This is a genomic window from Streptomyces sp. NPDC042371 (assembly GCF_056437465.1).
In genome coordinates this window covers 842,234-867,471 of sequence record NZ_JBWKAP010000002.1, presented here as the reverse complement: position 1 = coordinate 867,471, position 25,238 = coordinate 842,234, and the positions used below count along the sequence as shown (strand labels likewise).

Here is a 25,238-nt window from a genome sequence, read left to right as displayed (position 1 = left end):
TTCTCCGTGAACGCGTCCGCGGTCTTGCCCACCCACTTCAGGATGGCCTCGTCGCCCGCCATCCCCTTGATGTCCCGCAACACCCTGCCGACGTCGTCGGCGAAGTCGTGGAGGTTCTTCGCCAGCGACCGCACCCGGTGCGGATCACCCGGCGTCGGATCCTTCTCCAGATCCAGCACATGCCAGTCCGTGGCCCGGAAAGCCGCCATCGTTCATCCCCCGTCGCACCTCGACTTCAGCCGTACCGCCGAAGGTCGGCAGGAGCTGTTGCTCAGTATCGGCTCCTGATTTGAAGGATCCAGGGTGGCGCGGGGAGACGGAAGTGAATGGTGCAGGGGTGCTACGCGGGTGCGACGGACCCGTGCCGCGACTGTGACAGGACGATCCGTTCCGGAACTGTGACGGGAGCCCCCGATCCGGGCAACGGCAAGCTCAACGCGGTCGACGGGGGCAGGACCGCCTCGCGCGCGAAACGGGCCTTTCGGGTGTGGCGGGAGGAAGCGGTCCGGCGGTCCGGTACCCGGGGCCGTCCGGGCCTGTCTGACCTCCGGCCCCTTCCGTAACATCACCTCGGTAGGCTCACCCGACCCCCCTGACCATCCACTCCTCCCCACAGGACACCAGGACACCCGCCATGGCGCGCACCACCTCACGCTCGACGAGCCCGCCGAACCCGCAGCCCCCGCGGAACCGGACGCCGCAGCCGTTGCCGCGGCGTCGGCGCAGTTTCGGGGACTTCGTCAAGGCCTTCTTCGCGTTCGTCGCGCTGGCCGTGCTCCTCGTCGGCGTGCCCGGAGCCCTCGCGGTCTTCGTCGGGTGGCCGCTGCCGGGCGGCGCGCCCTCGCTGGACTGGCTGCAGCAGGAGATCACCGTCAGTACGTTCATCAACGTACTGACCGTCGTCGTCTGGTTCGCCTGGGCGCAGTTCACGGCCTGCGTCCTCGTCGAGATAAAGGCCGCGCTCTCCGGGGTCGGCATTCCGGGCCGGGTGCCGGGTGCGGGCGGCAGCCAGATGCTCGCGCGGCAGCTGATCGCCACCATCCTGCTCGTGGGCGCCACGGCCGCCAGCTTCGCGCCGGGGCTCTCGCAGTTCGGGCAGTCGCTGGAGGGCAACCAGAAGCCCGCGTCGGCCGCCAGCGCCCAGCAGACCCCCGGTCTCTTCGGGCAGGAGCAGCAACAGCAGGCCGCCGCGGCCGCCGACGCGCTCGCCGCGCAGGCCGACCAGGCAGCCGCGCACGCCGACGGCGGTGGCAGCACCGCCAAGGACGGCGACACGAAGTACTACCGCATCCAGCCCCCCGAGGGCCGCCACCACGACTCCCTCTGGGAGGTCGCGGAGCGGCACCTGGGCGACGGCCGCCGGTACAAGGAGATCTACCAGCTCAACAAGGACCGCGAGCAGCCCGACGGCTCGCGGCTCTCCGAGGCCAGCCTCATCCGGCCCGGCTGGATCATGGAGATGCCCGCGGACGCGCACGGCGGCGAACTCGTCGAAATGCCCGACGAGGCGCCCAAGGTCTCCCAGGACGTCAAGGAGCAGATCTCCGACTACTCCAAGACCGGCGACCAGCAGCAGGGCGGCGGCGAACAAGGCGGCCAGCAGGGCGGTCAGCAGGGCGGCGGCAGCTCCGTCGACCACGACACCGCGCACATCGTCCTCCCGGAACAGCGCCCCGGCGCCCCCGAGACCCCGGCCATGCCGCAGGCCCCGGCCACGCCCGACGCCGGAACCCCCCAGTCCCCCGAGGCCCCGGCCACCCCGGACGCCCCCGCGGCCACCGCGGGCAGCGAGTCCGACGGCTTCGACTTCGGGCTGCCCGAGGCACTCCTCGGCGCGCCCCTCCTCGCCGCCGGTCTGCTCGGCGCGCTCGGCCGCCGCCGTCGGCACGCCCTGTGGCAGTCGGCCATGGGCGCGGTCGGCGGGCGCGGCGGGATGCAGCCGCCGACGCCGTCCGGTGCCGCGGCCGCCGCGCAGGACGCGCTGCTCGTGGGCGCCGACCCCGAGGGCGTACGCCTCCTCGATCTGTCGCTGCGCGGCCTCGCCGCCTCGCTCGCCGAGGAGAACCGCGCCCTGCCGACCGTGTACGCGGCCTGGCTGAGCAACGGCGACCTGCACCTGCAGCTCGCCCAGCCCGCGGGCCGCCCGCCCGCCCCCTGGCAGCTGGGACAGGACCAGACGTTCTGGATGCTGTCGCGCGCCGACGCCGAGCGGTACGAGGACGTCGACACGGCCGCGCCCTACCCCGGCCTCGTCTGCCTGGGCACCCTGGACGACTCGCGGCTGCTCCTCAACCTGGAGGCCGTGCCCGGCATCGTGTCGCTGAGCGGCAGCGCGGCCGACCGCGCCGCCGTCTTCGCCTCGGTCGCCGCCGAACTGGCCACCAACGGCTGGTCGGACCGCATGACCATCACCGTCGTCGGCTTCGGCCAGGACCTCACCCCGCTCGCGCCCAACCGCCTCCGCCACCTGGAGGACGTCGAGGCCCTCATCGAGACGATGGAGGCGGAGACCCGGCAGCGGCGCGGCGCGCTCGGCGCCGCCGGACACGACTCCGTGCTCACCGGCCGCACCGGCCCCGCCCAGCACACCCGCTGGGCCCCGCACCTGGTGCTGCTCGCCGCGGAGCCGAGCGCCGAGGACGCCGTCAAGCTCGCCGAACTCGCCGCGGACGCGAGCCGACTGGGCATCGGCTACCTCGTCGGCGCCGAGTCCGGTGACCTGCCCGGCGCCGCCTGGGAGATGGAGATCACCCGGGACGGCAGGCTGCTCGCGCCGCTGCTCGGGCTCGAGCTGGCCGCGCAGGTGCTCCCCGAGGACCAGCAGCGGGCCGTCGTGCAGCTGTTCACCGAGGCCGACCCGGAGGGCTCCGGCAGCCCCTCGGGCACCGGCGAAGGATCGATGGCCGCCGCCCCGCCGTTCCTCGTCGACGTCACCGAGCAGGGGCGGCCCGCGGTCTACGCCCGCCTCGTCGGTACGTACGAGATCATCGGCCTCGAAACGCCCGACGGCGAGCGCAGCCCGCTGATGCACGAGGCGCTGGCCCTGCTGCTCCTGCACCGCGAGGGAGTGCACCCCCGGGTGCTCGCCTCCGCACTGTGGCCGCGCGGCGTCACCGACGACGTGCGGGACGCGCTCGTCGACCGGCTGCGCGAGTGGCTCGGCACCGAGCCCGACGGCTCGCCCCGGCTGCGCGCCGACCGGACCGGCAGGCTCACGCTCGCCAAGTCCGTCGTCTCCGACCTGGACGTGCTGCGGTCGCTCTACCACGAGGCCACGCAGGGCCGCGGCGCGGGCAACCGTGCCGTGCGCGGACGGATGCTCACCGACGCGCTGGTGCTCGTCCGCGGTCCGCTGCTCGCCGACCGGCCGCAGGGCCGGTACGGCTGGCTCACGCACGAGATCATCGACGCCCAGCTGCCGCTGCTCGTCGCCGACATCGGGCTCGCCCTCTCCGAGTTCCACCTGGAGAAGGGCCGCGCGGAGAAGGCGATCGAGGCGCTCAACGCGGCGCTCGGCTCGGCGCCCGGCGACGAGCGGCTCTGGAACGAGCTGCTCCGCGCCACGCACGCGACGGACGACCCGGCCCGCCTGCAGCAGGTCGCCGCGGACCTCATGGCCCGCAGCGGGGCACGCGGACTGCCGCCGCGCACGGAGGCGCTGCTTGACGAGCTGCTTCCCGCGTGGCGCAGCGGAGTCACGGCGGTCGGCTGAGGCCGAAGCCGAGGCTGAAGCTAAAGCGGAAGCCGAAGCTAAAGCGGAAGCCGAAGCCTTAGCCACAACGGAAGTCATCGCTCTTGTTGCTGATACTCGTCCTCGTCGGCGCCCTCTGGGGCGCCCTCGCCGGGCTCTTCGTGCCGCGGGCCGCCTACCGTCTTTCCGTGCCGCCCGGCGAGCCGTGGCGCGCCGAATGCCCTGAGGGGCACCCGCTCAGGTCATGGCTCGGCCCGGCCCGGTGCGGCCAGGGCGGGGGAGGTGAAGGAAAGCAGGCCCACGGGGGATACGGCCCCCGTACCTCCGCCACCCTCACCACCACCGCCCTCGTCTGTGCCGCGCTCGCCGCGACCACCGGCGCACGCCCCGAGCTCGGCGTCTGGCTTCTGCTCGCGCCCCTCGGCGTACTGCTCGCCCTCGTCGACTTCACCGTGCACCGCCTGCCGGACGTGCTCACACTGCCGCTCGCGGGCGTCTCGCTCGCGCTGCTCGGGGCGGCGACGCTCCTGCCCGAGCAGGGCGGCTCCTGGACCGCGGCGCTCTACGGCGCACTCGCGCTCGCCGGTGCGTACTTCGTGCTCTTCCTCATCAACCCCAACGGCATGGGGTTCGGCGACGTGAAGCTGGCGCTGTGCCTGGGGGCCGTGCTCGGCTGGTACGGCTGGGGCGTGCTCCTGACGGGCACGTTCGCGGGCTTCCTGCTGGCTTCGTTGTACGGGGCGGCGCTCGTCGTCGCCCGCCGCGCCGGGCGCAAGACGGCGATCCCGTTCGGCCCGTTCCTGATCGGCGGCGCCTTTGTGGGCCTGCTGCTCGGGGGCTACACCGCCTGACGTCGGGCGTTCCGTAGCGCTGGCGTACGCTGGCTTGGTCCGTCCACAACCCTTACGAAAGGGACGCCCCGGTGACCGAGAAGGCCGACCTCCAGTCCGTCCTCGACCGTGCCGCCGCAGGTGGGCGGATCACTCCCGAGGAAGCGCTGGTCCTCTACCGCGACGCCCCGCTGCACGCCCTCGGTGCCGCCGCCGACGCCGTGCGCCGCCGTCGCTACGCCGGTACGGAGCACATCGCGACGTACATCATCGAGCGCAACATCAACTACACGAACGTCTGCGTCACGGCCTGCAAGTTCTGCGCCTTCTACGCCGCTCCGAAGGACACGAAGAAGGGCTGGAGCCGCGACCTCGACGACATCCTGCGCCGCTGCGCGGAGACCGTCGAGCTGGGCGGCACCCAGATCATGTTCCAGGGCGGACACCACCCGGACTACGGCGTCGAGTACTACGAGAAGCACTTCGCGGCGATCAAGAAGGACTTCCCGCAGCTGGTCATCCACTCCCTCGGCGCGTCCGAGGTCGAGCACATGGCCCGCATCTCGAAGGTCTCCGTCGAGGAGGCGATCCAGCGCATCAACGCTGCGGGTCTCGACTCCTTCGCGGGCGCGGGCGCCGAGCTGCTCCCCGCCCGCCCCCGCAAGGCCATCGCCCCCCTCAAGGAGTCCGGCGAGCGCTGGCTGGAGATCATGGAGATCTCCCACAACCTGGGCGTGGAGTCCACGTCCACGATGCTCATGGGCACGGGCGAGACGAACGCCGAGCGCATCGAGCACCTCCGGATGATCCGCGACGTGCAGGACCGCACGGGCGGCTTCCGCGCGTTCATCCCGTACACGTACCAGCCCGAGAACAACCACCTCAAGGGCCGTACGCAGGCGACGATCTTCGAGTACATCCGCATGATCGCGATCTCCCGGATCTTCCTCGACAACATCGCGCACATCCAGGGCTCCTGGCTGACGACGGGCAAGGAGGCGGGCCAGCTGACGCTCCACTACGGGGCGGACGACCTGGGCTCGGTGATGCTGGAGGAGAACGTCGTCTCCTCGGCCGGCGCCAAGCACCGCAACAACCTCCGCGAGATGATCGAGATGATCCGCACGGCGGACCGCGTCCCGGCGCAGCGCGCCACGACGTACGAGCACCTCGTCGTGCACGACGACCCGGCGAACGACCCGGTCGACGACCGCGTCGCCTCGCACATCTCCTCCACGGCGATCGAGGGCGGCACGGCTCACCCTGAGCTCAAGCTCCTCGCCTCCAACTGAGCGCGGCCGAGCCTGCCTTGCTGACACTTCACGTCGCGGAGAGCTCTCCGGAGGCGGCGGTTCTGGTGGACGGCGCGAGCGTCGCGGCGGTCGGTCCTTTCGACGACCTGGCCGCGGCGCATCCCGGCGTCCGCGTCCGCCGGTGGCCCGGCATCCTCACGCCGGGCCTCCTCAACCCGTACGGCCCCGAACTCCTTGAGGCGACGTACCACCCCGACCCGCGCGAGGCCGACAGCCTCGGCACGGAGCCCATCGGCGGTGAGCGCGCCCGCGCGATCTTCGGCACCGACCCCTCCCGCCTCGGCGCGAGCGCCCGCCGCGGCGTCCAGCGCCTCCTGGCACACGGCACGGTGGCCGTGGCGGGCGAACTCCGGGCCCGCCCCGTGGTGGACGCGGTCCGCAGAGCAGGCCTGGCAGTAGGCCAACGCCCCCCACGCCTCCCCGGCCCCCCATCCCTCTCCCCAACCCCCCTGACCCTCCTCCCACCCCTCACCAAGTCCACCCCGGCCCGCTTCGCCATCTTCGACGTCCCCACCCGCCAGGACCTGGTACGCCGTGGCGCGTCGACGTGCGTGGCAACGGTGGTGGGCGGCAGGTTGGTGTACAGGTCCCGCTGAGCGTGACCGCTCCCCCCGGAGGCGTGGCCTTCTGCGTCTGACGGGGGTCTTGTGTCTTAAGGGGCGCGGGGAACTGCGCGAGCAACCACAAACCGCCCCGCACCCGCCAGAGGCCATACGTGGCAGACGAGTCGGCGACGAAGCCCGCCGCAGGCGACTGTTCAGGGGCGCGGGGAACTGCGCGAGCAACCACAACCAACCCGCACCCGCCAGAGGCCATACGCGGCAGACGAGTCGGCGACGAAGCCCGCCGCAGGCGAAAGAGCCCTTCGTCAAGAGAGAAGACCGGCCTGACACAATGGCCGGGTGACCCGAGCCTCCTTGGACAAGCAGCCGCACGAAGTCGCCACGATGTTCGACGACGTGGCGGAACGCTACGACCTCACCAACGACGTGCTCTCCCTCGGCCAGGCCCGCCTCTGGCGCAAGGAGGTCGCGAAGGCGGTGGACGCCCGCCCCGCGCAGAAGGTCCTCGACCTCGCCGCAGGCACCGCCACGTCCTCCCAGCCCTTCGCCCAGGCCGGTGCGTACGTCGTGCCCTGCGACTTCTCCCTCGGCATGCTGCAGGTCGGCAAGCAGCGCCACCCGTGGATGCCGTTCACCGCGGGCGACGGCATGAAGCTGCCGTTCAAGGACGACGTCTTCGACGCCGTCACGATCTCCTTCGGCCTGCGCAACATCCAGGACACGGGCGCCGCCCTGCGCGAGCTGTACCGCGTGACGAAGCCCGGCGGCCGGGTCGTGATCTGCGAGTTCTCGCACGCGACGTGGGGTCCGTTCCGCACGGTGTACGAGGAGTACCTGATGCGCGCGCTGCCGCCGGTCGCGCGAGCGGTCTCCTCGAACCCGGACGCGTACGTCTATCTCGCCGAGTCGATCCGCACCTGGCCCGACCAGCCCGCGCTCGCCGGTCTGCTGAAGGAAGCGGGCTGGTCGAAGGTGGCCTGGCGGAACCTGACGGGCGGCATCGTGGCGCTGCACCGCGGCTTCAAGCAGAGCTGATTCGTAACGCTCCAGTTGAGACTCGGGTTCTGCGGGCCCAAGGGAACCGGCCACCGGGCAAGATGTGTCCGTTGATACGACCCTGCCGTTTACTTACGCGGCGCTTATGGGCCGGTCCGCTTCCTTGCTGAACTCCTGAGTCCCCGGAGCGTCTTGATGGCGTCGTACTGCCCACACTGTGGGGCGCCCAGCCCTGATGAGGCCCGCTTCTGCATGAAGTGCGGGCGTGAACGCCTTCCGGCGCCGACGGAGGAGACCCCGGCCGCGGAGGGAACCCCGCCCGCGGAGGAAACCCCGCCCGCCCCACAGAGCCCGCCTCCGCCCCCGCCCCCCAACTCACCCCCGCCCTCCACCACCCCCTCACCCGTCGGCGCCTTCTTCGGCCGTACGTTCCGTGGGGACTGGGCCGGATCCGTGCAGGCCGCGCTCTGGCCCGTCGTCCTGCTGCTGGCCGGGGCCACCGCGCTGGCGACCCCTGCGTACGGGCAGGACGACGACGCCGTCTTCGGCTTCACCGACCGGCTCCGCATCGCCCTCGCGTTCCTGCTCCAATCGGTCGGCGGAGGCTTCGAGTTCACCGGCCGGGAGGAGCGCCCGGACTTCGGCGACTCGGTGTCCGGCGGATCCGGCGCCGACGGCCTGGGCCTTGGCTCGGGCATGGGCTCGGGCACGGGTTCGGACTCCACGGGAGCCGTGGCCGAAGGCACCGCCTCCCTCCACATGGTCCCGCTCACCATGACCGCACTGTGGCTCGTGGCTCTCTTCATCGGCGTACGCGTGCTCAGGAACCGCCTCGTGGCCCGGGGCGCGGGCCAGGGCAGCGGCACGGCAGGGCTCGAAGCGGCCGTGCGCGTCGCGCTGTTGGTAACCGTCGGCGTCCTCGCGCTCGCACTCTTCGCGCAGCCCGAGATCGAGGGCGTGGAGCTGTCGTCGTCCCCGGTGCTCGCCGCGCTGGGCGCGCTGGTGCTCGGACTCGCCGTGTCCTACGGGGTGTTGCACCGCGTGGACACGTCGGCCTGGGCGGCGAACATGACCGCGCGGCCGGGAGCACAGTCCCTCATCCGGGCGACCGGCACGGCGGTGCGGGCCCTCGTCGTCGTACTCGTACTCTGCTCGCTCGTCGCCTTCATCAGCCTCGCCCAGGTGGACGACCTGGCCGAGCTCACCGACCTCGACGACTCCGACATCTCACCGCTCCTGATCGCACTGCTCGTCCTGCCGAACCTCGCGGTGACGGCGCTCGGCATCGGCTGGGGCGCGGGCGCGGAGGCCTCGGCGCACGGCAGCAGCTCGATGTACGGGAGCGGGCGCCAGAGCGGGTCGTTCGGCCTCGCCGAACTCGGTGACGTCACCAACGACTGGGCGATCGTGGGTGCGTTGGCACTCGGTCTCGTCTGCGCGCTGACTCTCGGCGTGCTCGCCGCGCGACGCTGCGTCGGCCGCGGCGAGCAGCTCCTCGCCGCGGGTGTCTTCTTCGGGTTCGTGCTACTGCTCGCCGGGTTCAGCGGTATCGGCGTCGAGGTGTCGGGGCAGGCCTTCGACAGCGGCTCGGGCTTCGGCGGGTCGAGCAGCAGCGGCGGCGGCAGCGTGGAGACGGGCCTGAGCGTCCCGGAGGTGCTGCTGTTCGGGCTGCTGTGGATCTTCCCGGCGGCGTTCCTGGGCCCGTACCTCCTCCAGATGACAGGCCAGGGAGCCACGGCCCCCGCGCTTCCCCCGTACGCACCGCTCGCCACGCCCCAGACGCCACCGACCGCCCCGGCACTCCCCGCCTCGACCCCTTCGTACGCCTACCCCACGCAGCCCACGCAGCCCACGCAGCCCACGCACCCCACCCACCCGGGCCCCCAGCCCCCCGTCGCCCCCAAGCCGCGCGGCCGGGCCACCGTCTGGGTGGTCACCATTGCCGTCGCCCTCGTCGTCGGCGGTGGTGCCACCGCCGGGGCGCTGCTCTGGAAGGACCGGGGCGACGACAAGGCGGGCGGGGCGGGCAAGGACGACAAGCCCGCGGTCAGCCGGACCGACGAGCCGAGCAGGAACCCGAGCGCGGACCCGAACGGTGCCCCGAGCCCGTCGGTGTCGCAGAGCCCGGAGCCCGGCGACAGCACGGACGCCGGTACGACCGGCGAGTCGAAGGTCCCCGAGGGCACCGAACGGATCACGGACCCCGAGGGCTTCTCCTTCGCGGTGCCCGAGGGATGGACCCGCCAGTCCGTCAACCCCGAGCGCCCCGGACAGATCACCTATGCCGGGTCGACCGGGCGTGAGGAGTTCCTCGTCGGCGTCGTCGCGGACGCGCCCTACACCTCGTACGAGAACTTCCGGAACATCGAGAAGCACACCAAGAAGGCGCCCGACAAGTCCGACTACGACCGCATCCGGATGGAGGAGAACACCTTCCAGGGGCAGGACGGGGCGATCTGGGAGTACACGTACACGGACGACGCGGGCCGGACGATCCACGCCATCAACCAGAGCTACGTCGCGGAGAACGGCACGGAGTACGCGATCCAGCTCTCCTGGCGCGAGGACTTCTGGCCGACGGGCGAGGGCGCGAAGACGCACGCGACCGCACTGGACACCTGGCGCCTCACGGACTGACGGATCGGCAGACCGACAGACCGACAGACCGACAGACCGACAGACCGACAGACCGACAGACCGACAGACCGACAGGCCAACGCACCGACGGCCGCGGCCCGCCGCAAGGCTCCGAGACACGCCCGGAGCCTTGCTGCAGGCTCTCTAAAGAGTGAGCCGGAAGCAGTGGGCCGTGCGCCGCGACGACTCGTCGCCGGGTACCCGCGGGGGAGTGGTGAACGACTCGACGAGCTCCATGCCGAGCCGCCGCGTCACCGCGATGGACCGCTCGTTGTCGGAGATGACCATCGCCACCACGCTCGGCACCCCCGCCGCGCGCAGCCGCTCGACCGTCGCCTCCGCGGCCGCGGACGCGTACCCCTTGCCCCAGGCGGCACGGGCGAGCCGCCAGCCGATCTCGATCTCGCCCACCGGGCCCCAGGGCCTGGGCCAGGGCTGGGCGCCGGTGAAACCGATCGGCTCACCGGCCGGGTCGAGCAAGGTCCACAGGCAGTAGCCCAGTTCGGCGTCGTGTCTGCGCTGCCGGGCGGTCAGCTCCTCGTACATGGAGAGCTCCGCCGACGAGCCGCCGAAGAACTCCATGACCTCGGGGTCGTCGAAGAGCCGGTGCCAGGCAAAGGCGTCCTCGTGGGTGGGGACGCGCAGCTGCACGGCGGGGAGGTGCAGCGCGGGCAGGGTCTCGGTCTGCTCGGTCACGTGTGGCCCTTCGGCTGGCTGATCAGTACCGCCTCATAGACTGCCCATATCCCGTGCCGGTCGGCACACAGATTTCGAGCCTTGGGGAGAACCCGCCGTGACCGAGCCGCTCTCCGAACACACCGCGGACGTAATTGTCGTCGGGGCCGGCCCCGCCGGTTCGACGACGGCGTACTACCTGGCGAAGGCCGGCCTCGACGTACTCCTCCTTGAGAAGACCGCGTTTCCGCGGGAAAAGGTGTGCGGTGACGGGCTCACGCCCCGCGCCACCAAGCAGCTGGTCTCCATGGGAATCGACATCTCCGAAGAGGCGGGTTGGCTGCGGAACAAGGGCCTGCGCATCATCGGCGGCGGTGTGCGGCTCCAGCTGGACTGGCCGGAACTCGCCTCTTACCCCGACTACGGTCTCGTGCGGAAGCGCGACGACTTCGACGAGCAGCTCGCCCGACAGGCGCAGAAGGCGGGCGCCCGCCTGTACGAGCGGGCCAATGTCGGTGAGCCCATCATCGACGACCGGACCGGCCGCATCACCGGCGTGCACGCCAAGATGGGCGAGGAGAAGACCCCGGTCACCTTCCACGCCCCGCTCGTCGTCGCGGCCGACGGCAACTCCTCGCGGATCTCGCTCGCCATGGGCCTGCACCGCCGCGAGGACCGCCCGATGGGCGTCGCGGTCCGCACGTACTTCACCTCGCCCCGCCACGACGACGACTACCTGGAGTCCTGGCTGGAGCTGTGGGACCGCCGCGGACCCGGCGAGGACCGCCTCCTGCCGGGCTACGGCTGGGTCTTCGGCATGGGCGACGGCACGTCCAACGTCGGCCTCGGCATCCTCAACTCGTCCAAGTCGTTCCGCGAGCTGGACTGGCGCGAGGTCCTCAAGGCCTGGTGCGCCTCGATGCCGGAGGACTGGGGCTACACCCCGGAGAACATGACGACGCCGATCCGCGGCGCCGCCCTGCCGATGGCCTTCAACCGTCAGCCGCACTACACGAAGGGCCTGCTGCTCGTCGGCGACGCGGGCGGCCTGGTGAACCCCTTCAACGGCGAGGGCATCGCGTACGCCATGGAATCCGGCCAGATCGCGGCGGACGTCATCGCGCAGGCACACGCGCGTGCCACCCCCGCCCAGCGCGAACTGGCCCTGCAGAACTACCCGCAGACGCTCAAGGAGGTCTACGGCGGCTACTACACGCTGGGCCGTGCCTTCGTGAAGCTCATCGGCAACCCGAAGGTCATGAAGATCGCGACCCAGCGCGGCCTGACCCACCCGGTCCTGATGCGGTTCACCCTGAAGATGCTGGCGAACCTGACGGACCCGATGGGCGGCGACGCGATGGACCGCATCATCAACGGCCTGAGCAAGGTGGCCCCGAAGGCGTGAGCCCCGGGCGCCGCGGGGAGTCCCGCGGCGCCCTCCAGGCCCAGGTCAGAGCCCCAGTAGCCCGATTTGCCCCATCCGTCGGGCACAAGGCACGCTGGTCGGATGATTTTCATCGCCGTGAAGTTCACCGTCCGCCCCGAGCACAGCGACAGCTGGATCGAGCGGACCGCCGCATTCACCACCGCCACGCGCGCGGAGCCGGGCAACGTCTTCTTCGAGTGGTCCCGCTCCGTGGAGGACCCGAACCAGTTCGTGCTCCTGGAGGCCTTCGCCGACGGGGACGCGGGCGCCGCGCACGTCGGCTCCGACCACTTCAAGGCCGCCATGGAGACGATGGGCGAGCTCATCGCGACCGTTCCGCAGATCGTGAACACCGAGATCGAGGGCAGCGGTTGGTCCGAGATGGCGGAGCTGAAGCCGAAGAACGCGTGAGGAAGACGTGACGAAGGCGTGAGGAACGCCTGAGAAGCCCTCTCAGGGCGCACCAAGGGCCGGAACCCCTCCAGGGGGGTTCCGGCCCTTGGTCGTAGCTCTAAGGGGCCGTCAGAGGACGCGCACGGCACCCGAGGCCGGGTAACCGGACAGGTCCTGGATGACAACGCCCTTGCCGGGGTTGGCGGCGTCCAGGTACTGGCCGTTACCGATGTACACACCGACGTGGTAGGCGGAGCCCTTGCCACCCCAGTAGAGGATGTCGCCGACCTGCAGGTTCGAGGTGCCGACCTCGGTGCCCATCGTCGACTGGTCCTGCGAGACGCGCGGAAGGTCCACGCCCGCCTGCTTGAACGCGGCCTGCACGAGGCTGGAGCAGTCCCAGGCGTTCGGGCCCGAGGCGCCCATCACGTAGGCGTCGCCGAGCTGCGCCTTGAGGAAGCTGATGACCGAGCCGACGCTGCCGCTGGCCGGGGCGACCGAGTCGGAGGCGCTCGTGGAACCGCCACCGGACTGCGTGGAGAGGTCCGTGCGCTCGGCGGAACGCGAGGCGCGCTCCTCCTCCGCCTTCTTCTTCGCGGCGGCCTCGGCCTTGCGCTCGGCCTCGGCCTTCTTCTCGGCCTTCGCGAGGTCCGCCTTGGCCTGCTTGGCGGCCTTGGAGGCGGCCGCGTCCTGCTCGGCGCGCGACTCGTAGGAGTCGGCGGCCTGTTGGGTGGCGTCGGCCGACTGCGCGATCTGTGCGGACAGATCGGTGGAGAGCGTGGGCATCTCGATGGTCTCGGACACCGGCTCGGCCGCGTTAGCCGTACCGGCGGCCGCGGCCACTGCCAGGGTGCTGAGGACGCCACCGGCAACTCCGGCACGCAGGGCAATCTTCGAGGCGCTGCGACGGGGCTTCCGGTGGCTGGGTATGTGAGCGGTGTGGGACATGAGACCAACCGCTATCAGGGACTCAGGGTTCCCTTCAAGAAACGTGTGCTGCGCCACAGTTGCGGATTCCGCGCCTGAATCCCGGGCGTGTCGCTCTTTATTGACGCCGTAACGGGCAATGCGGACAGGGCTGATCACGCCTGTGATCATGGGTTTTCTGCGATACGCCCGAATTGCCCTCGGTCTACCACCCGTTGAGTCCGTTGGCCAAGCCCGGCTTATTCGGGGAAGTTGGCCGTGTGGTGCAGGTCACAGTGCGGCCTCCTGGGGGTCTCCCTGAGATCTCGCTGAGACATCCCTGAGATCTCCCGCAGTTTTCGACACCGGCCCGAACCGGCCCGAGGGGTGAGCCGGGTGGGTCCCCGCGGACGGACGGGTCGCCGACGGGAGGTCGTGGAGATCGCTCGCGGGGGTCGGTGATGAGGGTCGGTCGTGAGAGTCGGCCGTGAGGGTCGGCTACGGAGTCCCGGCGCTAGTGAATCGGCGCACGCGTCCACATCCGTCCACACCTGTGCCGCCAAAGTGTGAACGCGGGTCCTCTATCAAGCGATCCCGTCCAGCGCCAATTTGCTTGCAGACGCCACCGCTTGATAGAGCGGCACGCTCTCGACCAGCAATGACGCGCTGAGATGTCACCTCTAGTGATCACTCAGGCGCTTCGCGTATGAAGATCACCGCTCATCCGACTTCATGATCCTTCGTCAGGTGGTGGAGATCACAAAGCCGTTGTCGTACCCCGTGTCGCAGATCACAGACCGCCGGGCATAGGATGCGGGGCAGTTGGGCTTGTGACCTGCTTCACATGTAAGCGATCTTCGATGGGAATCAGGGAGCGGTCCGACGCAACCGCCAACAGTCAGTGCCGACTGAGAGGAGCGAGGAGCGTGAACGCCTATGCGCCCATCCTCGTGCTGGGAGCCCTCGGGGCAGGCTTTGCGATCTTCTCCGTGGTCATGGCCACGCTTATCGGTCCAAAGCGGTACAACCGCGCAAAGCTAGAGGCCTATGAGTGCGGCATCGAGCCGACGCCGACGCCGGCAGGCGGCGGGCGATTCCCCATCAAGTACTACCTGACGGCGATGCTCTTCATCGTCTTCGACATCGAGATCGTCTTCCTCTATCCCTGGGCCGTCACTTTCGACGCGCTGGGGATTTTCGGGCTCGTGGAGATGCTGCTCTTCGTGCTCACCGTCTTCGTTGCGTACGCGTACGTATGGCGACGCGGCGGCCTGGAATGGGACTAAGGGTCTGAGGGGTCAAAGAGCATGGGAATCGAAGAGAAGCTGCCGAGCGGATTTCTGCTGACCACCGTCGAGCAGGCCGCGGGATGGATGCGGAAGTCGTCCGTCTTCCCCGCCACGTTCGGTCTCGCCTGCTGCGCCATCGAGATGATGACGACCGGTGCCGGGCGCTATGACATGGCGCGCTTCGGCATGGAGGTCTTCCGTGGCTCGCCGCGCCAGGCCGACCTGATGATCGTGGCGGGCCGGGTGAGCCAGAAGATGGCGCCGGTGCTGCGGCAGGTCTATGACCAGATGCCGAATCCCAAGTGGGTCATTTCCATGGGGGTTTGCGCGTCATCGGGTGGAATGTTCAACAATTACGCGATTGTGCAGGGCGTGGACCATGTCGTCCCGGTTGACATCTATTTGCCCGGCTGCCCGCCACGCCCCGAGATGCTGTTGGACGCGATTCTCAAGCTCCATCAGAAGATCCAGAACACCAAGCTCGGCGTGAACGCGGAAGAAGCCGCCCGTGAGGCGGAGGAGGCGGCCCTCAAGGCGCTCCCCACCATTGAGATGAAGGGGCTGCTGCGGTGAGCGACGCGCACGACGAGCACCTGAACGGCAACGGCGTACCGGCGCCGCGCGACGAGGCCGGCGAGGTCATCGGCGTACGCAAGGGCATGTTCGGCGCCAACAACGGCGGCGACACGTCCGGCTACGGCGGGCTCGTGCGGACCGTCACCCTGCCCGGCGCTTCCTCGCGCCCCTACGGCGGCTGGTTCGACGAGACCGCGGACGAGCTGGAAGGGGCCCTGGAGGAGCAGGGCCTCGTCCCGGAGAACGCCATCGACAAGACGGTCGTCGACCGCGACGAGATCACCTTCCACATCGAGCGCGAGCACCTCGTCCGCGTGGCCCGGACCCTGCGCGACGACCCGGCCCTGCGCTTCGAGCTCTGCACGGGCGTGAGCGGGGTGCACCTTCCCGGCGACAAGGGCCGCGAGCTGCACGCCGTCTACCACCTGCGCTCGATCACCCACAACCGGCTGATCCGGCTCGAAGTCGGCGTCCCCGAAGCCGATCCGCACCTGCCCTCACTGGTCCCGGTCTATCCGACCAACGACTGGCACGAGCGCGAGGCGTACGACTTCTTCGGCCTGATCTTCGACGGCCACCCGGCGCTCACGCGGATCATGATGCCGGACGACTGGCAGGGCTTCCCGCAGCGCAAGGACTACCCCCTCGGCGGCATCCCCGTCGAATACAAGGGCGCCCAGATCCCGGCTCCGGACCAGCGGAGGTCGTACAGCTGATGTCTGCCACTCAGGGAACATCCCACGCTTCCCCCCGCGAGACGACCGAGGGGACTGTATATACGGTCACCGGCGGCGACTGGGACGAGGTCGTCCAGTCCGCGGCCAAGGCCGACGACGAGCGCATCATCGTCAACATGGGCCCCCAGCACCCGTCCACGCACGGTGTGCTCCGGCTCATCCTGGAGATTGAGGGCGAGACCGTCTCCGAGGCCCGCTGCGGCATCGGCTATCTGCACACCGGCATCGAGAAGAACCTCGAATACCGCACGTGGACGCAGGGCACGACGTTCGTCACGCGCATGGACTACCTGACGCCGTTCTTCAACGAGACGGCGTACTGCCTCGGGGTCGAGAAGCTCCTCGGCATCGAGGACCAGATCCCGGACCGCGCCTCGGTCATCCGTGTGCTCCTCATGGAGCTCAACCGCCTCTCCTCGCACCTGGTGTGCATCGCCACCGGCGGCATGGAACTCGGCGCGACCACGATCATGATCTACGGATTCCGGGATCGTGAACTCGTTCTCGATGTCTTCGAGCTCATCACCGGCCTGCGGATGAACCACGCGTACGTCCGGCCAGGCGGCCTCGCCCAGGACCTGCCGCCCGGCACGGTGGACCAGCTGCGCGAGTTCGTGAAGACGATGAAGAAGAACATCCCGGAGTACGACAAGCTCGCCACCGGGAACCCCATCTTCAAGGCCCGCATGCAGGACGTCGGCTATCTCGACCTCGCGGGCTGCATGGCCCTCGGCGCCACCGGACCGGTCCTGCGCTCGGCGGGCCTCCCGCACGACCTGCGCAAGTCCCAGCCCTACTGCGGGTACGAGAACTACGAGTTCGACATCCCGACCGCCGACACCTGCGACTCCTACGGACGCTTCCTGATCCGCCTGGAGGAGATGCGGCAGTCGCTGCGCATCGTCGAGCAGTGCATCGACCGGCTCGCCCCCGGACCGGTCATGGTCGAGGACAAGAAGATCGCCTGGCCCGCCCAACTGGCCCTCGGCCCGGACGGCCTCGGCAACTCGCTCGACCACATCAAGAAGATCATGGGCACCTCCATGGAGTCCCTCATCCACCACTTCAAGCTGGTGACCGAGGGATTCCGGGTCCCGCCCGGGCAGACGTACACAGCGGTCGAGTCGCCCAAGGGCGAGCTCGGCGTGCACGTCGTGTCCGACGGGGGCACCCGCCCCTACCGGGTCCACTTCCGCGACCCGTCCTTCACCAACCTGCAGGCCATGGCGGCGATGTGCGAGGGCGGCCAGGTCGCCGACGTCATCGTCGCCGTCGCGTCCATCGACCCCGTGATGGGAGGCGTCGACCGGTGACCACCACCCCTTCGGAGCAGGGCGCGGGCGTCAGCCTGGGCATGCCCCAACTCCCCGCCCCCGACTACCCGGCCGACGTGCGGGCCCGCCTTGAGGTGGATGCCAAGGACGTCATCGCGCGCTACCCGGACTCCCGGTCCGCCCTCCTCCCGCTGCTGCACCTGGTGCAGTCCGAGGAGGGCCACGTCACGCGCACGGGCATGCGGTTCTGCGCCGAGATGCTGGGCCTGACCACGGCAGAGGTCACGGCCGTCGCGACCTTCTACACCATGTACCGGCGCAAGCCGTCCGGTGACTACCAGGTCGGCGTCTGCACCAACACGCTGTGCGCGGTCATGGGCGGCGACGCGATCTTCGACGAACTCAAGGAGCACCTGGCCGTCGGCAACGACGAGACGACCGGGGACGGCAAGATCACCCTTGAGCACATCGAGTGCAACGCCGCCTGCGACTTCGCCCCCGTGGTGATGGTCAACTGGGAGTTCTTCGACAACCAGACCCCGGAGTCCGCCAAGCGGCTCGTCGACGACCTGCGCGACGGCAAGGTCGTACGGCCCACCCGCGGGGCGCCCTTGTGCACGTACAAGGAGACGGCCCGGATCCTGGCGGGCTTCCCGGACGAGCGGCCCGGCGCCGTCGAGGCGAGCGGCGGCGCGGGCCCCGCATCGCTGATCGGACTGCGCCTGGCCAAGGGCGAGGAGCCGCAGCCGCGCGTGGTCCACCCGCGCACGGGAGGCCCTCAGGACGAGGCCCCCGCCGAGCACCTCAGCTCGCACGACGCGCCGCAGCAGACCTCGGCGTCCGACCCGGCGCACCCGGCGGGGCCGACCGCCGAGGAGGGGGAGTGATGACCTTGGCAGCCGAGATCGACAACGAGACCAGCCCCGAGAAGCTGCTGGCACCCGTGCTTTCGGCGTTCTGGGACGAGGAGAAGTCCTGGACGCTGGACACCTACCGACGGCACGAGGGGTACGAAGGCCTGCGCAAGGCGCTCGCCATGGCCCCGGACGACGTCATCGCGTACGTGAAGGACTCCGGGCTGCGGGGCAGGGGCGGCGCGGGATTCCCCACCGGAATGAAGTGGCAGTTCATTCCGCAGGGAGACGGCAAGCCGCACTATCTAGTGGTCAACGCCGACGAATCGGAGCCGGGGACCTGCAAGGACATCCCGCTCCTCTTCGCGAACCCGCATTCCCTCATCGAGGGGATCGTGATCGCCTGCCATGCGATCAGGTCGTCGCATGCCTTCATCTATCTGCGGGGTGAAGTCGTCCCCGTACTGCGCAGGTTGCACGAGGCGGTCCGCGAGGCCTATGCGGCGGGCTACCTCGGGAAGAACGTGCTGGGCAGCGGGCTCGATCTCGAACTCACCGTGCACGCGGGCGCGGGCGCGTACATCTGTGGTGAAGAGACCGCACTGCTCGACTCGCTCGAAGGCCGCCGCGGCCAACCGCGACTGCGTCCCCCCTTCCCTGCCGTCGCGGGCCTCTACGCATGCCCCACTGTCGTCAATAACGTCGAGTCCATCGCGTCCGTTCCCGCGATCCTGAATCGGGGGAAAGACTGGTTCAAGTCGATGGGCAGCGAGAAGTCGCCCGGCTTCACCCTCTATTCGCTGAGCGGGCACGTCACCAACCCCGGTCAGTACGAGGGGCCGCTCGGCATCACCCTGCGCCAGCTGCTCGACATGAGCGGCGGCATGCGCGCCGGACACCGGCTCAAGTTCTGGACACCGGGCGGCTCCTCGACGCCGATGTTCACCGACGAGCACCTCGACGTCCCCCTCGACTACGAGGGCGTCGGCGCCGCCGGATCGATGCTCGGCACGAAGGCGCTGCAGTGCTTCGACGAGACGACGTGCGTCGTGCGGGCCGTGACCCGTTGGACCGAGTTCTACGCGCACGAGTCCTGCGGCAAGTGCACGCCCTGCCGCGAAGGAACGTACTGGCTGGTGCAGTTGCTCCGGGACATCGAGGCCGGCAAGGGCGTCATGTCCGACCTGGACAAGCTGAACGACATCGCCGACAACATCAACGGCAAGTCCTTCTGCGCCCTGGGTGACGGCGCGGCCTCGCCGATCTTCTCCTCGCTGAAGTACTTCCGTGCGGAGTACGAGCAGCACATCACCGGCAAGGGCTGCCCCTTCGACCCGGCCAAGTCGACTCTCTGGGCCGACAGGCCCGCTGAAAGCGCGCAGGTGAACGCATGACAGTGACCACCAACAACGCTCCCTCCGGGGGCGGGGAGGCGGCGGTTCCGCCGGCGGATCTCGTCTCGCTGACCATCGACGGCATCGAGATCAGCGTCCCCAAGGGGACGTTGGTCATCCGGGCCGCCGAGCTGCTCGGCATCGAGATCCCGCGGTTCTGCGACCACCCGCTGCTCGACCCTGCGGGCGCCTGCCGCCAGTGCATCGTCGAGGTGGAGGGCCAGCGCAAGCCGATGGCGTCCTGCACCATCACGTGCACCGACGGCATGGTCGTGAAGTCGCAGCTGACCTCGGCCGTCGCCGAGAAGTCGCAGCGCGGCGTGATGGAGCTGCTGCTCATCAACCACCCGCTGGACTGCCCCGTCTGCGACAAGGGCGGCGAGTGCCCGCTGCAGAACCAGGCGATGCAGGTCGGCGACTCGGACACCCGCTTCGAGGGCAAGAAGCGGACGTACGAGAAGCCGGTGCCGATCTCCACCCAGGTGCTGCTCGACCGCGAGCGGTGCGTGCTCTGCGCCCGCTGCACCCGCTTCAGCAACCAGGTCGCGGGCGACCCGATGATCGAACTCATCGAGCGCGGCGCTCTCCAGCAGGTCGGCACCGGCGAGGGCGACCCCTTCGAGTCGTACTTCTCCGGGAACACGATCCAGATCTGCCCGGTCGGCGCGCTGACCTCGGCGGCGTATCGCTTCCGCTCCCGGCCCTTCGACCTGGTGTCGTCGCCCTCGGTGTGCGAGCACTGCGCGGGCGGCTGCGCGACGCGCACGGACCACCGGCGCGGCAAGGTGATGCGTCGGCTCGCCGCGGACGACCCCGAGGTCAACGAGGAGTGGATGTGCGACAAGGGACGCTTCGGCTTCCGTTACGCGCAGCGCCCCGACCGGCTGACGACACCTCTGGTGCGCGACGCCTCGACCGGTGAACTGGAGCCCGCCAGCTGGCCCGAGGCCCTGGAGATCGCGGCCCGCGGTCTCGCCGCCGCGCGCGGCCGGGCCGGGGTCCTCGTCGGCGGCCGCCTCACCGTGGAGGACGCCTACGCGTACAGCAAGTACGCGCGCGTGGCGCTCGACACGAACGACATCGACTTCCGCGCGCGCGTGCACAGCGGCGAGGAGGCCGACTTCCTCGCGGCCCGGGTGGCGGGCCGGGGCCGGGACCTCGACGGGACGGGCGTCACGTACGCCTTCCTGGAGAAGGCGCCCGCCGTGCTGCTCGCCGGGTTCGAGTCCGAGGAGGAGGCGCCCGGCGTCTTCTTGAGGCTGCGCAAGGCCTGGCGCAAGCACGGCCAGCGCACCTTCTCCCTCGCGCCGTTCGCGACCCGCGGCCTGGAGAAGGCGGGCGGCACGCTGCTGCCCGCGGCGCCCGGCACCGAGACCGAGTGGCTGGACGCGCTCGCGGCGGGCGTCGGCCTGGAGGCTCCCGGCACCGAGGCGTCCGAGGCGCTGCGCACCGAAGGGGCGGTCATCGTCGTCGGTGAGCGGCTCGCGGCCGTGCCCGGCGCCCTCACCGCCGCCGTGCGGGCCGCCGCCGCGACCGGCGCCCGGCTGGTGTGGATCCCGCGCAGGGCCGGGGAGCGTGCCGCCGTTGAGGTGGGCGCACTGCCGTCGCTGCTGCCCGGCGGGCGTCCGGCCACCGACCCGCGCGCGCGGGACGAGGTCGCGGCCGCCTGGGGCGTCGCCGAACTCCCGCACCGCCACGGCCGCGACACCGGTCAGATCGTCGAGGCCGCCGCGACCGGCGAGCTCGGTGCCCTCCTGGTGGCGGGTGTCGAGGTCGCCGACCTGCCGGATCCGGCACGCGCGCGTGTGGCGCTTGACGAGGTCGGCTTCCTGGTCTCGCTGGAGCTGCGGCCCAGCGAGGTCACGGACCGGGCCGACGTGGTCCTGCCCGTCGCCGCCGTCGCCGAGAAGCCGGGCACCTTCCTCAACTGGGAGGGCAGGGCGCGGATGTTCGACGCCGCGCTGAAGCCGGACCAGATGACGCGCAGGCTGGCACCCACCGACGCGCGCGTGCTGCACATGCTCGCCGACGCCGGGGACATCCACCTGGGCCTGCCCGACCTGCTGACCCTGCGCCGAGAGCTGGACCGGCTCGGCGGCTGGGACGGACCGCACGCCACGGACCCCCTGGAGACCGGCACCCAGCCACCGCGGCCCGCCGCGGGCGAGGCCGTCCTCTCGGGCCACCGGCTGCTGCTCGACCAGGGCCGTCTGCAGGACGGCGACGAAGCGCTGGCCGGTACGCGGCACGCCGCCCACGCGCGCGTGTCCGCTGCCACCGCGGCGGAGGCGGGCGTGCAGGACGGCGACCTCCTGTCGGTCGCCGGACCGGCAGGGACGACCGAACTCCCGCTCCAGATCACGGAGATGCCCGACCGCGTGGTCTGGCTGCCGCTGAACTCGACCGGGGGAGGCGTCACGTCGGACACCGGCGCCCGCCCCGGCGACCTCGTCCGCATCGGCCCGGCGGTCCTGCCGGAGCCCACTGAGGCCCCGGAGGTGACGTCGTGACGCACACGCTGGTGCCGCTTGCGGCGGAAGACCTGTCCATGTTCGGCCGTGACCCCTGGTGGCTGGTCGCCTTCAAGGCGGTCTTCTGCTTCGCGTTCCTGATGGTGACGGTCCTCCTCGCCATCGTGTGGGAGCGCAAGGTCGTCGCCTGGATGCAGCTGCGCATCGGCCCCAACCGGAACGGTCCCTGGGGCCTGCTGCAGTCCCTCGCGGACGGCGTCAAGCTGATGCTCAAGGAAGACGTGATCGTCAAGCGCGCGGACAAGGTGGTCTACGTCCTTGCTCCGGTCATCGCGGCGATCCCGGCCTTCATGGCGATCGCGGTGATCCCGTTCGGGCCCGCGGGCAACGAAGTCTCGATCTTCGGCCACCGCACCACGATGCAGCTCACCGACCTGCCGATCGCGATGCTCTACATCCTCGCGGTCGCCTCCGTCGGCATCTACGGCATCGTGCTCGCGGGCTGGAGCTCCGGATCGACGTACCCGCTCCTCGGCGGTCTGCGCTCCTGCGCGCAGATGATCTCGTACGAGATCGCGATGGGCGCGGCCTTCGCCTCCGTCTTCCTCTACTCGGGTTCGATGTCGACGTCGGCGATCGTCGAGGCGCAGGCGGACCGCTGGTACGTACTGCTGCTGCCCGTCTCTTTCATCATCTACATCGTGACGATGATCGGCGAGACGAACCGTGCGCCGTTCGACATGCCGGAGTCCGAGGGCGACCTCGTCGGTGGCTTCAACACCGAGTACTCCTCCATCAAGTTCGCGATGTTCATGCTCGCCGAGTACATCAACATGGTGACCGTCTCTGCGGTGTCGGCCACGCTCTTCCTGGGCGGCTGGCGGGCGCCGTATCCGATCAGCACGTTCTGGGAGGGCGCGAACCACGGCTGGTGGCCGATGCTCTGGTTCGTGATCAAGGTCCAGCTGCTGCTGTTCTTCTTCATCTGGCTGCGCGGCTCGCTGCCCCGCGTCCGTTACGACCAGCTGATGAAGCTCGGCTGGAAGGTCCTGATCCCGGTCTCGGTCGTCTGGCTGATGCTGGTCGCCACGGTCAGGGCGATGCGGAACGAGGACTACGAATTCACCTCGATCGCGCTCTATGTCGGCGGCGGGGTCATCGCGCTGCTGCTGCTCTCCGTCGTCGTCGACATCTTCCGCGACAAGCGCGAGAAGGAAGCCGCCGCGGAGGAGGAGAAGCCGGTCGCCTTCGACCCGATGGCGGGCGGCTTCCCGGTGCCGCCGCTGCCAGGCCAGAGCCTGCCACCCGTCCCGCGCCGACGCTCGCGCCAGGAGCGGGAGTTGATTGTCAGTGGTGGCCCGGATACTCAAAGTGACGGATCCCGAAGTGACGGAAAGGAGGCGTCCGATGGCTGAGTCGAACCAGGAGTCACACGAGTCGAACCAATCGAACCAGGGGTTCCAGAACCCTGTCGCGGGCTTCGGCGTGACCTTCAAGGCCATGTTCAAGAAGCGGCTGACCGAGCAGTATCCGGAGCAGCAGAAGACCACTGCTCCCCGCTTCCACGGCAGGCACCAGCTGAACCGCCATCCGGACGGCCTGGAGAAGTGCGTCGGCTGTGAGCTCTGCGCCTGGGCCTGTCCCGCGGACGCCATCTATGTGGAGGGCGCGGACAACACGGACGAGGAGAGGTACTCGCCCGGTGAGCGGTACGGCCGCGTCTACCAGATCAACTACGCCCGCTGCATCCTGTGCGGTCTGTGCATCGAGGCGTGCCCCACGCGCGCGTTGACGATGACGAACCAGTTCGAGCTGGCCGACAGCAGCCGCGAGAACCTCATCTACACCAAGGAGCAGCTGCTCGCCGGTCTCGAAGAGGGCATGGTCGACTCGCCGCACGCCATCTTCCCCGGCACCGACGAGCAGGACTATTACCGGGGCCTGGTGACCGAGGCCGCGCCGGGCACGGTGCCCCAGGTCGCCCTCTCCAAGGGAGAGGCGCCCCAGGAGGCGGCCGCGGACTTCGGGGACGGCGAGCCCGCTTCGGAGAAGGTGACCGGCCGATGACGCAGCTCGCCGCCTACTCCACCTCCTCCACCGGCGAGGCCTTCCAGTTCTGGGTGCTCGGCACGGTCGCGGTGATCGGCGCCCTGTGCACCATCCTCATGAAGAAGGCCGTGCACAGCGCGCTCTGCCTGGCCGGGACGATGATCATCCTCGCGGTGTTCTACCTGGCCAACGGCGCGTACTTCCTGGGCATCGTCCAGATCGTCGTCTACACCGGCGCGATCATGATGCTCTTCCTCTTCGTGGTCATGCTCGTCGGCGTCACCGCCGCCGACTCCCTGACGGAGACCATCAAGGGGCAGCGCTGGCTGGCGCTCCTCTGCGGGCTCGGCTTCGCGGTGCTGCTCTTCGCGGGCATCGGCAACGCCTCGGTGAAGGAGTTCAACGGCCTCGGCAAGGCGAACGCGGGCGGCAACGTGGAGGGCCTCGCGGGGCTCATCTTCACCAAGTACGTCTTCGCCTTCGAGATCACCGGTGCCCTGCTCATCACGGCGACGGTCGGCGCGATGGTGCTCACCCACCGCGAGCGCACGGAGCGTGCCAAGACCCAGCGCGAGCTGTCCGAGGAGCGTGTGCGCGAGGGCAAGCACCTGCCGCCGCTGCCCGCCCCGGGTGTGTACGCACGGCACAACGCCGTGGACATCGCGGGCCTGCTCCCCGACGGCACCCCGTCGGAGCTCACGGTCAACAAGACGCTGCGTGAGCGCGGCCAGATCCGCGACGTGTCGAACGAGGCGCTGGACGACCTGCGGGCTCTTGAGCAGCGCTCCACCGATCGTCTGGAGCGGCCCGACCTGCGGCGCAGCGACATCGGGCGGACCGAGGAGGCGTCGAAGTGAACCCCGTCAATTACCTGTACCTCGCGGCGCTGTTGTTCACGATCGGCGCGACCGGCGTGCTCATCAGGCGGAACGCGATCGTGGTGTTCATGTGCATCGAGCTCATGCTCAACGCCTGCAACCTCGCGTTCGTGGCCTTCTCCCGGATGCACGGCAACCTCGACGGCCAGATCATCGCGTTCTTCACGATGGTCGTCGCCGCCGCGGAGGTCGTGGTCGGACTCGCGATCATCGTGTCGCTCTTCCGCTCCCGCCACTCGGCCTCGGTCGACGACGCCAGCCTGATGAAGCTCTGAGGGGTCGCTGA

General features: G+C 70.0%; 21 protein-coding genes and 1 pseudogene. 19 read left to right on the top strand and 3 right to left on the bottom strand.

Annotation, left to right across the window (positions count from 1 at the left end; genetic code table 11):
• Positions 1-209: pseudogene (locus AC068B_RS09755) on the bottom strand (putative T7SS-secreted protein); the annotation flags it as partial.
• 425 nt (positions 210-634) lie between these two features.
• Here AC068B_RS09755 and AC068B_RS09750 point away from each other — a divergent pair.
• The 6 genes from AC068B_RS09750 to AC068B_RS09725 all read left to right on the top strand — a co-directional run bounded on the left by AC068B_RS09750 (position 635) and on the right by AC068B_RS09725 (position 10,030).
• Positions 635-3,712, top strand: coding sequence for a BTAD domain-containing putative transcriptional regulator (locus tag AC068B_RS09750; protein WP_478670229.1), 3,078 nt, complete (start codon positions 635-637; stop codon positions 3,710-3,712).
• Between the two features lie 83 nt (positions 3,713-3,795).
• Positions 3,796-4,542 carry a prepilin peptidase gene (locus AC068B_RS09745; protein ID WP_478670227.1) on the top strand — a complete coding sequence of 249 codons (747 nt, stop codon included), beginning with the start codon at positions 3,796-3,798 and terminating at the stop codon, positions 4,540-4,542.
• A 71-nt stretch (positions 4,543-4,613) separates the two neighbouring features.
• Positions 4,614-5,813 carry a cyclic dehypoxanthinyl futalosine synthase gene (mqnC, locus tag AC068B_RS09740; RefSeq protein ID WP_356251909.1) on the top strand — a complete coding sequence of 400 codons (1,200 nt, stop codon included), beginning with the start codon at positions 4,614-4,616 and terminating at the stop codon, positions 5,811-5,813.
• Between the two features lie 17 nt (positions 5,814-5,830).
• Positions 5,831-6,430, top strand: coding sequence for an imidazolonepropionase-like domain-containing protein (locus tag AC068B_RS09735; RefSeq protein ID WP_478670224.1), 600 nt, complete (start codon positions 5,831-5,833; stop codon positions 6,428-6,430).
• A 306-nt stretch (positions 6,431-6,736) separates the two neighbouring features.
• Positions 6,737-7,432, top strand: coding sequence for a demethylmenaquinone methyltransferase (locus tag AC068B_RS09730; RefSeq protein WP_356251903.1), 696 nt, complete (start codon positions 6,737-6,739; stop codon positions 7,430-7,432).
• Positions 7,433-7,588: 156 nt separating this feature from the next.
• Entirely contained in the window at positions 7,589-10,030 is a 2,442-nt protein-coding gene (locus tag AC068B_RS09725; RefSeq protein WP_478670221.1) for a zinc ribbon domain-containing protein, read from the top strand.
• 144 nt (positions 10,031-10,174) lie between these two features.
• Here AC068B_RS09725 and AC068B_RS09720 read toward each other — a convergent pair whose 3' ends face one another.
• Positions 10,175-10,726 (bottom strand): GNAT family N-acetyltransferase, encoded by a 552-nt coding sequence (locus AC068B_RS09720; protein WP_478670218.1) that lies wholly within the window; start codon positions 10,724-10,726, stop codon positions 10,175-10,177.
• Positions 10,727-10,823: 97 nt separating this feature from the next.
• Here AC068B_RS09720 and AC068B_RS09715 point away from each other — a divergent pair, with 97 nt between their 5' ends.
• Together AC068B_RS09715 and AC068B_RS09710 are read left to right on the top strand one after the other, a co-directional pair.
• Positions 10,824-12,110 carry a geranylgeranyl reductase family protein gene (locus AC068B_RS09715; RefSeq protein WP_468555807.1) on the top strand — a complete coding sequence of 429 codons (1,287 nt, stop codon included), beginning with the start codon at positions 10,824-10,826 and terminating at the stop codon, positions 12,108-12,110.
• 102 nt (positions 12,111-12,212) lie between these two features.
• Positions 12,213-12,542, top strand: coding sequence for a putative quinol monooxygenase (locus AC068B_RS09710; protein WP_055564037.1), 330 nt, complete (start codon positions 12,213-12,215; stop codon positions 12,540-12,542).
• Between the two features lie 111 nt (positions 12,543-12,653).
• On the opposite strand, the gene AC068B_RS09705 is transcribed toward AC068B_RS09710, so the two are convergent.
• A complete protein-coding gene (locus AC068B_RS09705) occupies positions 12,654-13,472 on the bottom strand; it encodes a C40 family peptidase (RefSeq protein WP_356251897.1) in 819 nt (272 codons plus the stop codon).
• A gap of 884 nt (positions 13,473-14,356) precedes the next feature.
• On the opposite strand from AC068B_RS09705, the gene AC068B_RS09700 reads away from it, so the two are divergent.
• Genes AC068B_RS09700 through nuoK form a run of 11 tightly spaced genes read left to right on the top strand, consistent with a single transcriptional unit; the run spans position 14,357 to position 25,227 of the window.
• The gene (locus AC068B_RS09700) at positions 14,357-14,716 is read left to right on the top strand and encodes an NADH-quinone oxidoreductase subunit A (protein ID WP_003992243.1); all 360 of its coding nucleotides are present in this window, start codon (positions 14,357-14,359) and stop codon (positions 14,714-14,716) included.
• Positions 14,717-14,737: 21 nt separating this feature from the next.
• Complete coding sequence (locus AC068B_RS09695) at positions 14,738-15,292, top strand: NuoB/complex I 20 kDa subunit family protein (protein WP_055564035.1); 555 nt, start codon at positions 14,738-14,740, stop codon at positions 15,290-15,292.
• On the top strand, positions 15,289-16,011 hold the full coding sequence (locus AC068B_RS09690) for an NADH-quinone oxidoreductase subunit C (protein WP_478670216.1): 723 nt from the start codon (positions 15,289-15,291) through the stop codon (positions 16,009-16,011). The genes AC068B_RS09695 and AC068B_RS09690 overlap by 4 nt, the downstream gene beginning before the upstream one ends.
• On the top strand, positions 16,011-17,345 hold the full coding sequence (locus AC068B_RS09685) for an NADH-quinone oxidoreductase subunit D (RefSeq protein WP_468555814.1): 1,335 nt from the start codon (positions 16,011-16,013) through the stop codon (positions 17,343-17,345). Before AC068B_RS09690 ends, AC068B_RS09685 begins: the two co-directional genes overlap by 1 nt.
• Positions 17,342-18,193 (top strand): NADH-quinone oxidoreductase subunit NuoE, encoded by an 852-nt coding sequence (gene nuoE / locus AC068B_RS09680; protein WP_478670214.1) that lies wholly within the window; start codon positions 17,342-17,344, stop codon positions 18,191-18,193. The genes AC068B_RS09685 and nuoE overlap by 4 nt, the downstream gene beginning before the upstream one ends.
• Positions 18,193-19,554 carry an NADH-quinone oxidoreductase subunit NuoF gene (gene nuoF / locus AC068B_RS09675; RefSeq protein ID WP_478670213.1) on the top strand — a complete coding sequence of 454 codons (1,362 nt, stop codon included), beginning with the start codon at positions 18,193-18,195 and terminating at the stop codon, positions 19,552-19,554. The genes nuoE and nuoF overlap by 1 nt, the downstream gene beginning before the upstream one ends.
• Complete coding sequence (locus AC068B_RS09670; RefSeq protein WP_478670212.1) at positions 19,551-22,064, top strand: NADH-quinone oxidoreductase subunit G; 2,514 nt, start codon at positions 19,551-19,553, stop codon at positions 22,062-22,064. The genes nuoF and AC068B_RS09670 overlap by 4 nt, the downstream gene beginning before the upstream one ends.
• A gap of 38 nt (positions 22,065-22,102) precedes the next feature.
• Complete coding sequence (nuoH, locus tag AC068B_RS09665; RefSeq protein WP_478670320.1) at positions 22,103-23,440, top strand: NADH-quinone oxidoreductase subunit NuoH; 1,338 nt, start codon at positions 22,103-22,105, stop codon at positions 23,438-23,440.
• Positions 23,433-24,092, top strand: coding sequence for an NADH-quinone oxidoreductase subunit NuoI (nuoI, locus tag AC068B_RS09660; RefSeq protein WP_478670211.1), 660 nt, complete (start codon positions 23,433-23,435; stop codon positions 24,090-24,092). Before nuoH ends, nuoI begins: the two co-directional genes overlap by 8 nt.
• Positions 24,089-24,931 carry an NADH-quinone oxidoreductase subunit J gene (locus AC068B_RS09655; RefSeq protein ID WP_478670209.1) on the top strand — a complete coding sequence of 281 codons (843 nt, stop codon included), beginning with the start codon at positions 24,089-24,091 and terminating at the stop codon, positions 24,929-24,931. Before nuoI ends, AC068B_RS09655 begins: the two co-directional genes overlap by 4 nt.
• Positions 24,928-25,227 (top strand): NADH-quinone oxidoreductase subunit NuoK, encoded by a 300-nt coding sequence (gene nuoK / locus AC068B_RS09650; protein WP_003974374.1) that lies wholly within the window; start codon positions 24,928-24,930, stop codon positions 25,225-25,227. The genes AC068B_RS09655 and nuoK overlap by 4 nt, the downstream gene beginning before the upstream one ends.
• Positions 25,228-25,238: the final 11 nt, after the last annotated feature.